General features: G+C 71.5%; 13 protein-coding genes. 5 read left to right on the forward strand and 8 right to left on the reverse strand.

What is annotated here, in order from left to right:
* Window positions 1-106 precede the first annotated feature (106 nt).
* Window positions 107-871 carry a CPBP family intramembrane glutamic endopeptidase gene (locus FS770_RS05420; RefSeq protein ID WP_145010510.1) on the reverse strand — a complete coding sequence of 255 codons (765 nt, stop codon included), beginning with the start codon at window positions 869-871 and terminating at the stop codon, window positions 107-109.
* A gap of 231 nt (window positions 872-1102) precedes the next feature.
* Here FS770_RS05420 and FS770_RS05425 point away from each other — a divergent pair, with 231 nt between their 5' ends.
* The 5 genes from FS770_RS05425 to FS770_RS05445 all read left to right on the forward strand — a co-directional run bounded on the left by FS770_RS05425 (window position 1103) and on the right by FS770_RS05445 (window position 8048).
* A complete protein-coding gene (locus tag FS770_RS05425) occupies window positions 1103-2374 on the forward strand; it encodes a sensor histidine kinase (RefSeq protein ID WP_145010513.1) in 1272 nt (423 codons plus the stop codon).
* Window positions 2371-3273 carry a response regulator transcription factor gene (locus tag FS770_RS05430; RefSeq protein WP_145010516.1) on the forward strand — a complete coding sequence of 301 codons (903 nt, stop codon included), beginning with the start codon at window positions 2371-2373 and terminating at the stop codon, window positions 3271-3273. The genes FS770_RS05425 and FS770_RS05430 overlap by 4 nt, the downstream gene beginning before the upstream one ends.
* 122 nt (window positions 3274-3395) lie before the next feature.
* On the forward strand, window positions 3396-4280 hold the full coding sequence (locus tag FS770_RS05435; protein WP_144942310.1) for an ABC transporter ATP-binding protein: 885 nt from the start codon (window positions 3396-3398) through the stop codon (window positions 4278-4280).
* Complete coding sequence (locus tag FS770_RS05440) at window positions 4277-5416, forward strand: ABC transporter permease (protein WP_145010519.1); 1140 nt, start codon at window positions 4277-4279, stop codon at window positions 5414-5416. Before FS770_RS05435 ends, FS770_RS05440 begins: the two co-directional genes overlap by 4 nt.
* Window positions 5417-5603: 187 nt before the next feature.
* On the forward strand, window positions 5604-8048 hold the full coding sequence (locus FS770_RS05445; protein ID WP_145010523.1) for a S9 family peptidase: 2445 nt from the start codon (window positions 5604-5606) through the stop codon (window positions 8046-8048).
* A gap of 183 nt (window positions 8049-8231) precedes the next feature.
* On the opposite strand, the gene FS770_RS13690 is transcribed toward FS770_RS05445, so the two are convergent.
* From FS770_RS13690 to FS770_RS05475, 7 genes are all read right to left on the reverse strand, one after another.
* Window positions 8232-8384 (reverse strand): hypothetical protein, encoded by a 153-nt coding sequence (locus tag FS770_RS13690; RefSeq protein ID WP_186366705.1) that lies wholly within the window; start codon window positions 8382-8384, stop codon window positions 8232-8234.
* Window positions 8385-8459: 75 nt separating this feature from the next.
* Window positions 8460-8660, reverse strand: coding sequence for a hypothetical protein (locus tag FS770_RS05450; RefSeq protein WP_145010526.1), 201 nt, complete (start codon window positions 8658-8660; stop codon window positions 8460-8462).
* Between the two features lie 288 nt (window positions 8661-8948).
* Window positions 8949-10145 carry an NAD(P)/FAD-dependent oxidoreductase gene (locus tag FS770_RS05455; RefSeq protein WP_145010529.1) on the reverse strand — a complete coding sequence of 399 codons (1197 nt, stop codon included), beginning with the start codon at window positions 10143-10145 and terminating at the stop codon, window positions 8949-8951.
* A gap of 148 nt (window positions 10146-10293) precedes the next feature.
* Window positions 10294-11016 (reverse strand): LysM peptidoglycan-binding domain-containing protein, encoded by a 723-nt coding sequence (locus FS770_RS05460; protein ID WP_144942315.1) that lies wholly within the window; start codon window positions 11014-11016, stop codon window positions 10294-10296.
* Between the two features lie 429 nt (window positions 11017-11445).
* Window positions 11446-12303 (reverse strand): inositol monophosphatase family protein, encoded by an 858-nt coding sequence (locus FS770_RS05465; RefSeq protein ID WP_144942316.1) that lies wholly within the window; start codon window positions 12301-12303, stop codon window positions 11446-11448.
* Window positions 12304-12310: 7 nt separating this feature from the next.
* Window positions 12311-14599: an NAD-dependent DNA ligase LigA gene (gene ligA / locus FS770_RS05470; protein WP_144942317.1), complete on the reverse strand. Its 2289-nt coding sequence runs from the start codon at window positions 14597-14599 to the stop codon at window positions 12311-12313.
* A 226-nt stretch (window positions 14600-14825) separates the two neighbouring features.
* Complete coding sequence (locus tag FS770_RS05475) at window positions 14826-15896, reverse strand: MaoC family dehydratase (RefSeq protein WP_144942318.1); 1071 nt, start codon at window positions 15894-15896, stop codon at window positions 14826-14828.

Here is a 15896-nt window from a genome sequence, read left to right on the forward strand (position 1 = left end):
GCTCGCACGGCCCCGCGACTCGGTTCGTCGTCGGGGCGAGCCACGGGGGGCACCATGATTGCGGACCCCATCAGCCTCGCCCCCGGGCTGGTGCTCGCGGTGGCGCTCAGCCGCCCAGGAGCTGGGGCACCAGGAACCCCACGGCGTCCAGCAGGAAGTGGCAGAGCAGCAGCGGGGCGAGCCGCCCACCGCGGCGGTAGCACCACACGAACACGAGCCCCATCACCAGATTGCCGAGTGCCGGACCGATGCCCTGATACAGGTGGTAGCTCGCGCGCAGCATCGAGGACACCACTGCCACCGTCCACCACGAACGCCCCAGCCGCCGCATCCGGTCCCCGAGGAACGCCACCACGATGATCTCCTCCACCAGCGCGTGCCGCAGGGCGGTGAGCAGCAGCAGGGGGACGGTCCACCACGTGGTCTCCAGCGTGGACGTGGTGATCTCCGCCGTGATCCCAAGCGCGCGACCGGCCTGGTAGAGGGCGAGCGTCCCACCGCCCATCAGGACGAACAGCACGAGGCCCCACGCGGCGTCGTGCCCCGGGCGCCGGGTGTCCACGCCGATGCAGTGCAGCACGGCCGGGATCCGGGAGGTGGTGCCCGCGAGCAGGTGCAGCGCGAGCGCCACGGGCACCAGGGCAAAGCAGATCCCGGTGAGCCGGCGCAGGGCATCCAGCACGGGCAGCGGGCTCAGAGGCTGGTTGAGCGTCGTGGAGCTCTCCGCGATCGACGAGCGCAGCGCCATCTCCGCGAGGTCCAGCACGGAGTACACGGCGGAGGCGCCCAGGGAGACCCCGAGCACCAGGAGGATCTGCATCCGCAGGTCGGCGCGGGGCACACGGGGCGATGGCTCGAGGGAGTCGGTCACCCCACCATTGTGCGCGCGGCGGGACCGGTGCGCGCGTCGGCAGTTCCCGGGAGCGTCCCGCCGCAACCGTGCGGGTACGCTGCGCCCCGCGCCGAGCACGCGCCCTCCCTGCCGCCGCCCCGTCGGTGGATCCGTTGTCGGGCGGACCCATCGTGAAGGTGGCCGTCGTCGGGTCCACCCGCGAGACGGCGCGCCCCGCCCTTCGGGTCGCTCCGTCGGTAGTGTGAAGCCATGCGCCCGAGCCCCGTCGCCACGGACACCTCCCCGCCCCACCGAGCCCTGCAGCCGGGGTGGCGTCGGCGGGATGCCCTGGGTGCCGGCGTGCTGGCACTGGCCGGCGTTGAACTGGTCTACCTCTCCGACTTCGTGCAGTCGGTCCCGTGGAAGGCGGACGTCGGGTGGGTTGCCATGGGCGCCGTGGTGCTGGCCGCCCCGCTCGCCTGGCGGCGTCGCTTCCCTGTGGCCGTGATGGTGGCGGTGTCCTTCGTGTACTTCGCGCTCGGCACGTGGGCCGGGATCGAGATGTACGCCTCCCAGGTGGTGCTGTTCCTGGGCTTCTACTCCGTGGGGGCCTGGTGCCCGGACCGCTCCCGCGCCACGTGGTCCCGCGCAGCCGTGGCCGTGGGGATGGCGGTGTGGCTGGGCTGGAGCACCGTGGACCAGTTCACGGATCCGAAGGTGGGTGAGCACGGCGTCAACGCCTACATGGCGATCGCGGCGATCCAGTTCCTCGTGAACATCGCCTACTTTGCCGGGGCGTGGGTCTTCGGCGACCGGGCGTGGAACGCGGCCATCGAGCGCCAGGAGCTCGAGGCCGCCCACGCCGAGATCCGGCAGCAGCAGGACCGGCTCGCGGAGCAGGCCGTGAGCCTCGAACGGCTCAGGATCGCCCGGGAGCTGCACGACGTGGTGGCCCACCACGTCACGGCCATGGGCGTCCAGGCCGGGGCGGCACGGCTGAGCATGGCGCGGGATCCGGACGCCGCCGCCGCACACCTGCGCGGCGTCGAGTCCTCGGCGCGTGACGCCGTGTCCGAACTGAAGACCATGGTCCACACGCTGCGCGACGGCGAGGAGGCCCCCGATTCCCTGCCCCGCCTCGCGGACCTCAACGCGCTCGTGGAGGAGGCACGGACCATCGGGCAGCGCGCGGAGCTGCACCGCATCGGCCCGGAGCCGCAGCTGCCGCCCCCGGCGCAGCTCGCGCTGTACCGCACGGCACAGGAGGGGCTCACCAACGCCCGCAAGCACGCCGGCCCGCGGGCGTCGGTGGCGGTGCGGCTGCGCACCGGCGCCGACCGGGTGGAGCTGGAGGTCAGCGACGACGGGCGCGGCGGCCGCGTGGGCGCTCCCGCCTCCGACGGCGCGGGCATGGGAGTGCCCGGCACGAGGGAACGGATCACCTCGGTGGGCGGCACCCTGGAGGCGGGCCCGAAACCCGGCGGCGGCTGGCTCGTGCGCGCCACCGTCCCCACCCGCCACGACCCTGAGGAGCGGCCATGAGCCTGCGTGTGCTGCTGGTGGACGACCAGCCCCTGATCCGCGTGGGGTTCTCGGCGATCCTCACCTCCCAGGAAGACATCGAGGTGGTGGGCCAGGCCGGTGACGGCCACGAGGCCCTCGACCTCGCCTCCGCCCTCGACCCGGACGTCGTGTGCATGGACGTGCAGATGCCGCGGCTGGACGGCATCGAGGCCACCCGTCGGCTGCTCGCGGCAGGCTCCCGGGCGGCGGTGCTCGTGCTCACCACGTTCGACACCGACGAGGCCCTGTTCGCCGCGCTCTCCGCCGGGGCCTCCGGCTTCCTGCTCAAGTCCGCCGGACCGGAGGAGCTGATCCAGGCCGTCCGGGTGCTGGGCCGCGGGGACGCCCTGCTGGATCCGCTCGTCACGCGCAGGGTGCTGGCCCGCACCACGGGACCGTCCGCGCCGACCGGGGACACGACGCAGCCTTCCCCCGACTCCCCCGCGGACGAAGCCGCGGCACCAGCCCCCGGTGCGCCCGCCCGGGAGCGCGGCGCGGCGTCGTCGGCACCCGGTGCCCCCGGCGCGGAGGACGAGACCGCGACGTCGCCTGACGCCCACGGGACGGAGAACGGTGCGGCGGCCTCCCCCGGGACGCGGGGCACGGCGGGCGGCGCGGCGGCGTCGTGCCCCGGTGCGGTGGGCGGGACGGCGGCGCGACCCGACGAGGACGCCTCCCCCGCGGGACTGACCGCCCGGGAGACCGAGGTGCTGACCGCGATGGCCCGGGGGCTGTCCAACGCGGAGATCGCCCGGGAGCTCGTGGTGGGCAGGGCCACGGTGAAGACCCACGTGTCCAACGTGCTGCAGAAGACGGGCGCCCGGGACCGGGTCCACGCGGTGATCTGGGCCTTCGAGCACGGGCTCTCCGGCAACTGAGCGCACGGCCCGCCGCGGACGGGACCCGTGCCCGGCTCCGCCCGCCGGCGGAGGTGGTCACGGCGCGGAAGATCCACCCCGAGGGGGAGGTGGACGCGCCCGGGCCTTCCTAGGCTCGGACCATGATCACAGTGAACGGGGTGAACAAGTCCTTTGGGTCGGCGCACGTGCTCAAGGATCTGACCTTCAGCATCCGCCCTGGCCTCATGACGGGGTTCGTGGGCGGCAACGGCGCGGGCAAGACCACCACCATGCGCATCCTCCTGGGCGTGCTGTCGGTGGAATCGGGGCAGATCGAGGTGGACGGCTCCCCCATCACCGCGGACTACCGTGCTGGCATCGGGTACATGCCCGAGGAGCGTGGGCTCTACCCCAAGATGACCGTGCTGGACCAGCTGGTCTACCTGGGCCGGTTGCACAGCATGACCGGCGCGGACGCGAAGGCCCGGGCCATGGCGCTGCTCGAGCGCCTGGGGCTCCGCGACCGCGCGGGCAGCAGGCTCGAGGAGCTGTCCCTGGGCAACCAGCAGCGGGCCCAGATCGCCGCCGCCCTGGTGCACGATCCCGTGGCCCTCGTGCTGGACGAGCCCTTCTCCGGGCTGGACCCCCACGCCGTGGAGACCACGGTGCAGGTGCTGCGCGAGACCGCGGACACCGGGGTTCCTGTCCTGTTCTCCTCCCACCAGCTGGACGTCGTGGAGCGGCTGTGCGACGAGCTCGTCATCCTCGCGGACGGGCGGGTGCGCGCCGCGGGCTCGCGCTCCGAGCTGCTGGCTGCGCACACGCAGCCCGAGTGGGAGCTCGACGCCGCCGCGGACACCGGCTGGGTGCGCGAGGCACCCGGCGTGGAGGTGCTCTCCTTCGACGGCGGGCGCGTGCACTTCCTGGCCGACTCCGAGGCCGCCGCCCACGCCGTCCTTGCCCACGCCGTGGCCCGGGGTACCGTCCACCGCTTCGGACCTGTCACCCGCACCCTGCACGAGATCTTCACGGAGGTCACCCGATGAGCACCGTCACCAGCACCCCTGATCGCACCACGCAGCCGCGCAGCTCGCGGCGCACATCCTTCTGGACCGCGGTGGGCACCGTGGCCGCGCGCGAGATGAAGGTGAAGGCCGCCTCCAAGCCGTTCATTATCACCACGCTGATCCTGCTGGCCGCCGCACTGGCCGCCACGCTGCTCGTGCCACGCCTGGGCGACCTCTTCGCCGGGGGCGCTACCCGCGTGGCCGTGGTGGAGCAGACCGTGCCGTCCGTCCAGGCCCTCGGCGAGGACTACGCCCCGCAGACCGTCGGTTCCGAGGATGCGGCCCGGGAGGCGGTGCTCTCGGGTGCGGCCGACGCCGCCGTGGTGCCGGATCCGGACAGTCCGGCCGGTGTGAGTGTCCTGGCCATGACGGACGCCCCCTCGGATCTGGTGCAGGCGCTGTCCACGCGCCCGGGAGTGGAGCTGCTGGATCCCACCGCGCCGAACCCCGCGCTGCGATACCTCATGTCTTTCGGCTTTGGGCTCGTGTTCTTCATGGCCTCCGTGACGTTCGGCCAGCAGATCGCGGTGTCCGTGATCGAGGAGAAGCAGTCGCGGGTCGTGGAGATCCTGCTCGCCGCGGTCCCGGCGCGGGCCATGATGGCCGGCAAGGTGCTGGGCAACGCGGCCATGGCCATCCTGCAGGTGGCCCTGCTGGCTGGTGCGCTGCTGCTGGGCCTGCAGATCAACGGGGACGTGCTGCCTCTGGACGGGATGGGCGTACCCATCCTGTGGTTCGTGGTGCTGTTCTCCACCGGGTTCGTGATGATCGCGGCCCTCTATGCCGCCGCTGCGTCCATGGTGTCCCGGCAGGAGGACATCGGCTCCACATCCATGCCCGTGATGATGCTGATCATGCTCCCCTACTTCGGGGTCATCTTCTTCAACGACAACCCGGAGGCGCTGCGCATCATGAGCTGGATCCCGTTCTCCGCCCCGGTGGCCGTGCCGCTGCGCATCTTCCTGGGGCAGGGGCAGGGGTGGGAGCACGTCGGTTCGCTGGTGCTGCTGGTCGTGACAACCGCCCTGGCCATCTGGCTCGCCGCGGTGATCTACGAACGCTCCATCCTGCGCACCGGCAGAGCGCTCAAGTGGCGGGAGGCCCTGCGGGGCTGAGGGCCGCGCCACCGGTCGCGGACCCCGGTCCCGGAGCGCGCGGGCCGGCGTCCGCCGGTCCTGGGGCACGCGGGGACGGGGCGCAGCACCCGGCGCGACGAGCCGAAGCTGGAAGGCAACACCACCCCGGCGGGCCGTGCGGTCGGGCACCCGCACGGCCCGCCGGCACGTCCCTAGACTGGGGCGCATGACTTCCGAGCAGCAGACCTTCCCCGTGGCCCCCCGCAGTCCCGTAAAGCGCACGTTCCACGGCCACACGTTCTGCGACCCCTACGAGTGGCTGCGGGAGAAGGACTCCCCCGAGGTCCGGGCACACCTGGACGGTGAGAACGCCTACGCGGAGGCGGTCACTGCAGACCTCGCCCCGCTGCGGGAGCGCATCTACACGGAGATCAAGGACCGCACCCAGGAGACGGACCTCTCGGTCCCCAGCCGCCACGGGGACTGGTGGTACTTCGCGCGCACCGTGGAGGGCGGCGCCCACCAGGTGTTCTGCCGGGTACCCGCGGCGGACCCTGCGGACTGGACCCCGCCCGCCGTGGAGCCCGGGACGCCCCTGGACGGTGAGCAGACCCTCCTGGACGCGAACGCCGCGGCGCAGGAGCACGACTTCTACGCGCTCGGCGCGTTCAGCGTGGCCGAGGACGGCTCCCGGCTCGCGTGGTCCGAGGACACCGCCGGGGACGAGCGGTTCACCGTCCACGTCAAGGACCTCACCACCGGGGCGCTGCTCGCGGACCGGATCCCCCAGACCTCCTACGGTGCGTTCCTCACCCCGGACGCCTCGCAGGTGGTCTACACCGTGGTGGATGAGTCCTGGCGCCCGTACCGCGTGTACCGCCACGTGATCGGCACGGACGTCTCCGCAGACCAGCTGCTGTTCCAGGAGGACGATCCCGGCCTGTGGCTCGGTGCGGAGCTCTCCGCGGACAAGCAGTGGCTCATGCTCTCCTCCTCGTGCTCGGAGTACAGCGAGTACAGCGTCCTGCGCCTGAGCGAGCTTTCCGCCGCCGACGCTGCCGCGCGCGGTTCACACACCCCGGAGCACGACGCCGCCGCGCCGGGTTCCCGTGGCCCGTCCTCCGGAGCGGCGCCCTCCCCCGCGCACCAGGACGCGCCCGACGAGCGCATGGGGGCGGACCCCGGTCGTAGTGACGGCACGGAGGAGGCACACCCCGAGGCCCCTGTGGACCTGCCGTGGCGGGTTGTGCTCTCCCGCGAGGAGCGGGTGCTCTACGAGGTGGAGCCGCTCACCGTGGCCGGCACCGATGTGCTGCTGCTCTCCCACGACGCGCACGCCCCGAACGGGCGCGTCAGCCTCATGCCGATGGAGCACGCTGGGCGGGGCCTCACGGAGGTGGAGCTGGTGGACGTGGTCCCCGCCTCGGACACCGTGCGCGTGGAGTCCGCAATCCCCACGGCCACCCACCTGGTGGTGGCCCTGCGTGAGGACACCACGCCCCGGGTGCGCCTGATCCCCCGCACGGCCCTGGAACCACTGGTAACCGGGATGGCGCACGACGGAACGGACGCACGGGCGGGCGGTGCGGCGCCGTCGTCTGCGGGCACCGGCACGGCGGCGAACGCCGGGCTGCTGACCGGGACACAGGCCGCGTTCGACGAGGACCTCAGCAGCACCGGCGTGCTCTCCGCCGAGTACGAGAACTCGGTGGTGCGCGTGTCCTACACATCCTTCGTGACGCCGCCGCGCGTGTACGACATCCCCACGGGCGAGCCCGGGGCCGGTGCGCTGGACGCGTTCGGCGTGGGTGAGCCCGCGCTGCGGCGCGAGGCCACTGTGCTGGGCGGGTACCGCAGCGAGGACTACACCGTGGAGCGGGACTGGGCGGTCGCGGAGGACGGCACGCGGATTCCCGTGAGCATGATCCGCCGCGCAGACCTGGACCCCGCGGTGCCCGCGCCCGTGCTGCAGTACGCGTACGGCTCCTACGAGATCAGCACGGACCCGGCGTTCTCCATCTCGCGGCTGTCCCTGCTGGACCGCGGTGTGATCTGGGCCGTGGCCCACGTGCGCGGCGGCGGTGAGCTGGGACGCGCGTGGTACGAGGACGGCAAGAAGAACACCAAAACCAACACCTTCACCGATTTCGTGGCCGTGACCCGGCACCTGGCCGCACGCCAGGACGTGGATGCGCGGCGGATCGCGCTGATGGGCGGTTCGGCGGGCGGTCTGCTCGCGGGCGCGGTGCTGAACCTCGCCCCCGAGCTGTACTGCGGCGGGCTGGCCGCGGTGCCGTTCGTGGACGCGCTGACCTCCATGCTCATGCCCGAGCTGCCACTGACCGCCCTCGAGTGGGAGGAGTGGGGCAACCCCGTGGAGTCCGCAGAGGTCTACGAGTACATGCGTTCCTACTCCCCCTACGAAAATGTGCGCGATGCCAACTACCCGCCGATCCTCGCGGTGACGAGCCTCAACGACACCCGCGTGCTGTACGTTGAGCCCGCGAAGTGGGTTGCGGAGCTGCGCACCAAGGTTGCGCACCCGGAGACCGTGCTGCTGCGCTGCGAGATGGCCGGCGGTCACGGTGGTGCCTCCGGCAGGTACGCCCAGTGGAGGGACACCGCGTGGGAGTACGCGTGGCTCATGCGCTGCCTGGGCGTCGCGGACTGAGCACCCCGGGGCCGGGCGGCGTCGCCGCAGGTCGGGCCGGGAGTGACAGGCGCCGTGGCCTGGACCGAACTCGTCCGTCCTGGTGGGCTGGACCGGGCGCACCCGGCGCGTCCCCGACAGGGCCACGTCCCGACCGACGTCGACGGTGAAGCGGGCGCCCCCGCCGCGGCGGCGCCGTCGTGTCTACTGGTAGTTCTCGAACTCGAGCAGCAGGTCCGGGTCCTGCCTCGCGCACTCCAGGTGCTTGAGCTGCCGCGGGTGCAGGACCCCGCCGAGGAGCCGGGTCCAGGAGACCGGGCAGCCCACAAGTTCGAGGTCTTCCGGCAAGCGAGTCACGCCCCCTGCTGCTGCCTCGGCACAACCCGTCAACCACGCCTCCGGGTTCCGTTCCGCGCGGACAAATGCGTCCTGTCAACCCGCCGCCGACGCCTTAAGGTCGCAGTGGCCGCCCCCGTGGTGGTGCGTCAGGGACGCGCGCAGGTAGTTGGAACGGCAGACCAGGGAGAGGTTCTCGTAGGCCCGGTGGAGCGGGTGCTGGGGCAGCACCCAGTCGCTCAGGTTCTCCGGGGTCACCAGCTCCACCGGGAGCCCGATCCATTCCCGCAGAACCACCAGTTTCTCCCGTCGACGCGGTGTCAACGGGCTATCCCCGAGCCACGGCACGAACACACTGCGAGGCAGCTTGCTCTCCCCCGTGGCCCCGGTCGGGTGCGTCCGGCGGCAGGAACGAGCGGTGGTACCGCGACGGGTCGAACGTGTGCGGGCTCATCGCGGCGTGGCGCGGTCCCACCCGCCTCACCGTGGCGAACACGATGGTGCTCCACAGCCGCAGGGCACGCTTGCCCGTCACGAACGCGGCGTGCTTGAGCTTGCGGGCAGGCAGCAGGAGATCGGGGCGGTCTACAACGCCGCTCCCCCGGTAGCGGGGTTCCCGTCAGTGCCGGTGGGGCACCGCAGGACGACGTCCGCGTCCCTGGCCGCCGGGCGAAGCGCCTCGACCGTGTCCGCGCTCAGCCACCAACCCACCCGCCCCTGAACGACGAGTTCCGCGGTGGCCCGTGTGAGCGCAGAGCTGGTCTGGAAGCCGTAGCCGCCCTGGCCGGCCAGCCAGAAGAACCCGGGAGCGGCGGTATCCCAGCCGCACACCGGCACGTCGCTCGGGCGGGAGGTGCGCAAACCGGTCCACTCCTTGACCGTGCCGGTGATCCGCAGGGCAGTCTCCCGTTCAAGGGTCTCGATCAGAGCGGCAACAGCGCCGTCGTGGGGAGTGGCATCGCAGGGCTCGCTCGGTTCCGCCTCACCCCAGGAGATCATGGCCCCCACCGGGTCGGGGCGGTAGTACCAGTCCTGGGCGGCGTCGTCGACCATCGGGTGCTCGGGCACGAACGGCTCGGCGAGGCTCACCAGCGCGGCCGTGCGGCGGTAGGGCTGGAGCCCCTGCGGGGTGGCGCCCGCCAGCGCGCCGACGTGCTCGGCCCACGAGCCCGCGGCATTGACGACCGTACGGGCCCGCACCGCCGTCTCCGACCTCGCTGCCGTCTTGCCGGAACCGACGACGTCGACCACCCAGGTCTCTCCTTCTTGCGGAGAAAGTCCCACCACGCGCGCGTCCGTGCGAATCTCCACCCCGGCGGCCTCGGCCCGAGCACGGTGCCACGCCACGAGGGCCGAGGCATCCGTCCGAACGGCGGAGTCGTCCACGGCCGCCGAGGGGTACCGCTCCGGGTTCGCCGCAAGCTCGGGGCAGAGCAGAACGAGGTCTTCCCGGCTGAGTGACCGCATCCCCGGGGCCGCCATGGCTGCGACGTCCTCCGGGCGACCGGCGACCACAAACGCACTAGGCCAGGCGAGCGGCGCCGCCAGTTCCTCACCCGCCCGCAGGATCTGGTCGATGCTCCAGCGCGTCAGCTCAAGCACCGGTCCCGGGCCGTAGCCGGGGATCAGTTGCTGCGCCGACCGGGAGGAGCTGTGCAGTGCGACGTCCTCCTCGGCCTCCAGGACCAGGATGCCGTGTCCTGCCCCCCGCAACCGGGCGAGTTCGGACGCCGCGGACAGTCCGGCGATCCCGCCACCGATGATCACAATCTCCTGGCACATGGACCCATTCTCGCACCCCTGCCTGCAACTGAACGGCAACGCAGAAACCCCGTCCCCGCCACGAGGGCGGGAACGGGGTTCCGAGTGGGCATTCTGCTGATCAGTTCAGCGTCACGACCGGCTCGTCCCGGGGGACGAGTGCCTGAAATCAGGCGGGGATGTTGAGAACCTGGCCCGGGAAGATCAGGTTGGCATCGGCCACGGAGCCGGAGTTGGCCGCGTACAGGGCCTCCCAGCCGCCGTTGACGCCCAGCTTGTTGGCGATCGTGCCCAGCGTGTCGCCGGCCTGCACGGTGTAGGTGCCGGCGGCCGGAGCAGCCTGCTGCACGGGGGCAGCGGGGGCGGAGTACTCCACAGCCGGTGCCTGGGCCACGGGAGCGGACTCCTGAGCGGGCGCGGTCTCCTGCACGGGTGCGGTCTCCTTCACCGGCGCGGCCTGCTGCGCGGCGGGGGCAGCCTGCTCGACCGGGGCGGCCTCCTGCACGGAGGAGGACTGCGTGGACACCGACGCGGCGGCGGCGGGGGCCGAGTAGGAACCCGAGGAGATCATGGAGGAGCACTCCCACTGGCTGGCACCGGAGCGGGCCATGAGCTCGGCGGCAGCAGCGTCCTGGACGGCGGCAGGCGCATCCGCGGCGTGGGCGTAGCCCGCGGACTGGGACATGCCGGCCCAGGTGCTGTCGAGGAACTGGTAGGCGCCGGAGGCACCGGAGGAGGCGTTGACGGCCTGGTAGTTTCCGCCGGACTCGCACTGCTTGATTGCGTCGAGGCTCGGAGCGGCGTTGGCGGGAACGGCGAAGGCACCGACGGCCACACCACCCATCACGACAGCAGCGGCACCACGGCGAATAGCGGTTGAAGTCTTCATCATGCTCCGTAAGGCCACCTACGCTCGCTCCCGTCCCCGGGGGTCTTCGCGCCGTCGTCTACCCTTGACAGTTGGTGTTAGGGGTAGAAACTACGGAATGCTGCCATACAGACGACGTACGGTGTTGCAGCAGCATCCAGCACAGTCCAGACCACGGATCAGTGGTCCGGTAGCGAACTTCCGCTCACGAAAGTCCGCTGAGGAAGTTGTTGATAACGATAGCGTAACATTCCGCGTTCAGCCAAGTGCAGCGTTACGTTTTCGTTATACCAATTCTGGGGACAACCCCAGTCTTGGGCGCATATCACGGCCCGCAGGGCCCTTCAACTCGTGACACGCTAGGGCACCCCCGTCGCAGAGGTCAACCTCGCACATCGGCCACGCCACGGTAACGGACTGATAGCCAGTGCATAACGGTCTGATATCTCCCGCTCAGTTGGCCGCCCACGCCGCGATGACGCTGGCCACACGGGCCTTTTCGTAGACGTTCACAATCGCACTAGGATCCGTGTGCTCTTCCTCACACAGCGCCGGCGGCGGGGGCAGATCGGGGCGTTCCACCACCGCTCCGGCCTCGTGGGCGATCAGCGCACCGGCCGCCCAGTCGTGCTCGTGCAGCCCCCGTTCCGAGTACCCGTCCAGGGTCCCCTCCGCCACCATGCAGAGGTCCAGTGATGCGGCTCCCAGTCTGCGCATGTCCGAGAAGTTCTCCATGGTCTCGAGGAAAGCGCCGAACTGCTCGCGGCGCACCGCGGGGTCGTACGAGAACCCCGTCCCGTAGAGCGCTCCCCGTCGCAAAGGCACCGGGCCCGTCAACCGGGTGTCCCTGCCGTTGCGGCGCACCCAGGCGCCAAGCCCCGCCACGGCGTAGTAGATCCGCCCCAGGGCGGGAGCGTTCACAACCCCCACGAGCCAGTTGCCGTGCTCGTCGCACGCAGCCACCGAGGTGGAATAGTAGACGATGTCCCGGATGAAGTTGGTGGTGCCGTCCAGGGGATCCACGGACCAGCGCACGCCGGAACGCTGGCCCGGCACATAGGTCCCGGACTCCTCCCCGGTGATCGCGTCGTACGGCCTGGCCCCGCGCAGCACCTCGCTGACGGCGTCCTCAGCGGCGACGTCGAAGGCCGTCACCCAGTCCCCCTCCGAGGACTTGTTCACGGCATGCAGCTGCGCAGTGTCCCTGCCGCGAAGCACCTGTGCCCCTGCCTCGGCCGCCTCCAGCGCAACCGCCAAAAGGTCCTCCAGCTCGTCCGTCCCGGGGCCCAGCCCCTCCAGTGCGTCAGCCATGTCCGGTCTACTCCTCATCTGCCGCGGCCGCGGCGTCCTCGAACGCCGCCGGGCCCCGCGCGAGCAGCAGGTCAAAGCCCGCCTCGTCCAGGACGGTCAGACCCAGGGACTCGGCCTTGTCCAGCTTGCTGCCCGCGTTCTCGCCGGCCACCACGAAGTCCGTCTTCTTGGAGACCGATCCGGCCGCCTTGCCGCCGCGCGCCAGGATGGCCTCCTTGGCGGAGTCGCGGCTGTAGCCCTCCAGCGAGCCTGTGACCACCACGGTGACCCCCTCCAGGGTGCGGGGCGTGGACTCGTCCACCTCTTCCTCCATGCGGACCCCGGCCTCGGCCCAGGTCTGCACCACGTTGCGCCGCCACGGCTCCTCGAAGAACTCGATCACCGCCTGGGCGATCACGGGCCCCACGCCGTCGGTGCCGGCGAGGGTCTCCTGGTCCGCCGCGCGGATCGCATCCATGCTGCGGAAAGCGACCGCCAGTGAGCGAGCCGCCGTGGGTCCCACGTGCCGGATGGACAGGGCCACCAGCACGCGCCACAAGTCTGTGTCCTTAGCTTTCTCCAGCTGCGCGAACATCTGCTCCGTGGTCTTGGACGGGGCGCTCGGCCTGGCCTTCGTGGGCTTGGTCCAGAAATAGGGGACGAGCTCGGGCGTGACCCGCTGCACCTTCTCGCCCGTCTCGGGGTCCTTGACGGTGCGCCGGGAGTCACGCCACACCATGACGTCCCGCAGGTCCTGCGGGCTGAGGTCGAACAGCCCGGCCTCGTTGCGCAGCGGCGGGGCCGAGAAGTCGGTGCCGTCCGGGGCGTCCAGCGGGACGGGCTGGGTCAGGGCCTTCGCGGCCTCCTCCCCGAGCGCCTCGATGTCGAACGCACCGCGCCCGGCCGCGTGGTTCACGCGCTCCTTCAGCTGGGACGGGCAGGTCTGCGCGTTGGGGCAGCGAATGTCCACGTCCCCCTCCTTGGCGGGGCGCAACGGGGTGCCGCAGGACGGGCACTCGGTGGGCATCACGAACTCGCGCTCGGAACCGTCCCGCAGGGCAACGACGGGTCCCACGATCTCCGGGATCACGTCCCCGGCCTTGCGCAGCACCACGGTGTCCCCGATCAGCACACCCTTCGCCTTCACCACGTCCTGGTTGTGCAGTGTGGCCATCTCCACCGTGGAACCGGCCACCCGCACGGGGTCCATGAGCCCGAAAGGAGTGACCCGCCCGGTGCGCCCCACGTTCACGAGGATGTCCAGGAGCTTGGTGTTGACCTCCTCCGGCGGGTACTTGTATGCCACCGCCCAGCGGGGCACGCGGGAGGTGTAACCGAGGCGGAACTGCGTGCGGCGGTCGTCCACCTTGACCACGATGCCGTCGATCTCGTGCAGCAGGCTGTGCCGCTTGTCCCCGAACTCGGCGATGAACTCGAGGACCTCGGGCACCGAGGCCAGCACTCGGGAATATGGGCTCACGGGCAGCCCCCAGCCCTTGAGGACGTCGTAGGCCTCGGACTGCGTGGTCAGCTCGACGCCGCGCACGTAGCCGATGCCGTGCACGAACATGGACAGCGGTCGCCGCGCGGTGACCTCCGGATCCTTCTGGCGCAGCGAACCCGCGGCCGCGTTTCGGGGGTTGGCGAACGGCGCGCGCCCCTCCTCCACCATCGTCTCGTTGAGCGCGCGGAAGTCCTTGGAGGAGATGAACACCTCGCCACGCACCTCCACCTCCTCCGGGAAGTCCTCACCGGTGAGCCGCTGCGGGATGGTTTTGATGGTGGCCACGTTGTGCGTGATGTCCTCGCCCGTGGTGCCATCCCCGCGCGTGGCCGCGCGCACGAGTACGCCGTCGCGGTAGAGGAGGTTGACCGCGAGACCGTCGATCTTGACCTCGCTGAGCCACGCGACCTCCGGTGCCCCCGGCAGCTGCTCGACCTGCTGCTGCGCGCGCTCGAGCCACGCCACGAGCTCGTCCGTGGAGAAGACGTCCTCGAGCGAGTACATCTTCTCCAGGTGCGTGACCGGGCTGAACGCCACACCGACCTCGCCGCCGACCTCCTGCGTGGGTGAGTCGTTGGCCTTCAGCTCCGGGTGCAACGCCTCGAACTCCTCGAGTTCGCGGTACAGGGCGTCGTACTCCGCGTCCGAGATCACGGGCTGGTCGTGCACGTAGTAGGCGGCGCGCGCCTCGCGCACCCGGTCAGAGAGCTCGGCGTACTGCTCCCGCAGTGCCTCGCTGGGCTCCTCCGGGTTGAGGTCCTGGCCGTTCACGTCCGTGGCCCGCTGGGCGGTCTTGGCTGTCTCTGTGCTCACCGCACCATTGTGACCCACGACGCCGACACGCTGAGTCCGCGGTCCCGGCACGGTCCCACAGTGGGCCCCGTGCCGCACCGGGGACGACGCCGAGCCGTCGAGCCCGCGCCCAGAGGCCCGCGCCTGCGGGCCCACGCTGCCCGAGCCGAACGACGACGAGCGCCGCCCCCGGACCTCGTGCAGTGGTCCGGGGGCGACGCTCGTCGCAGCTGTGCGCTGGGTCCCGCTACAGGGCGGTCACCCGCAACTGCGCATGGGGGCGGTTGCGCTTGGGGTCCCACACGTCCACGGTGGAGCCGCGCCAGGAGTGGCCGCGACCGTCGTCGTCCACCGCCACGGCCACCGTGGCAGGAAGCCGCACGGGGGTGGCGAAGTCCACCGACCACACGAACGGGACCTCGGCGGGCACACCGGTCATCGCGAGGGCGCGCGACGCCGTGTACATGCCGTGCGCGATCGCGGACTTCATGCCCAGGGCCCGCGCGGACGGGTCCGAGAGGTGGATGGGGTTGTAGTCGCCGCTGACCGCCGCGTACTCGCGTCCCGTACCGGCCCCGAGGCGCCACTCGCCTGTGGGGTGCGGAGGCGTGAACTCCTCGCGCTTGTCGGTCTCCCCGGAGTCACCGCTGCTCGGTGACTGCCCGGCGATCGCGGTGTGAACCCCCTTGGCGAGATACGTGGAGCGCCCGGCCCACACGACGTCGCCGTCCTCGCGGCCCAGCGTGACCATCGCATCCACCAGGGTTCCGGAGCGGTGCGCTTGCAGGTTGTCCACCCACGCCGTGGCGGTGACGGGCTCGCCGACCGCCACGTCCGTGATGTGGTGGACTGTGTTGCTCAGGTGCACCATGCCGAGCACGGGCAGCGGGAAGTCCGGGCGTGTCAGCACGGACATGGCCACGGGGAACGCGAGGGCGTGCAGCGCGCCCGAGTACACGGCGCTGAGCTCCGAACCGGGTGCCACCGGATGCGGACTTGCATGCACCACGCGGCAGAACTTCCCGTGCCACTCGGGATCCGCGCTCAGCCCGCGCACCTGGTGTGCCACCCGCGGCAGTTCCAGGGACGCGTCCACGCGCTCCGGTGCCTCCCCGCGCAGCGACGCCGGCAGCACCTTTTTCGCGGGCGAGTTGCGCAGGGCGGGCAGCAACCTGCGGGTGGCCGACGCCGCCGCGCCGCCCAGTGCCGACGCCGCCGCGTGGGCGCCCGCCGAGGCGTAGAGCCCCGGGAGCTTCACGGGTCCGCGGAGCAGCTCGACCTCGTAGTCGCCGGGCAGCCCCGGCAGTTCCTCGCTCAT

Origin of the sequence: Kocuria salsicia (assembly GCF_007681555.1) — a bacterium.
Classification (GTDB): domain Bacteria; phylum Actinomycetota; class Actinomycetes; order Actinomycetales; family Micrococcaceae; genus Kocuria; species Kocuria salsicia.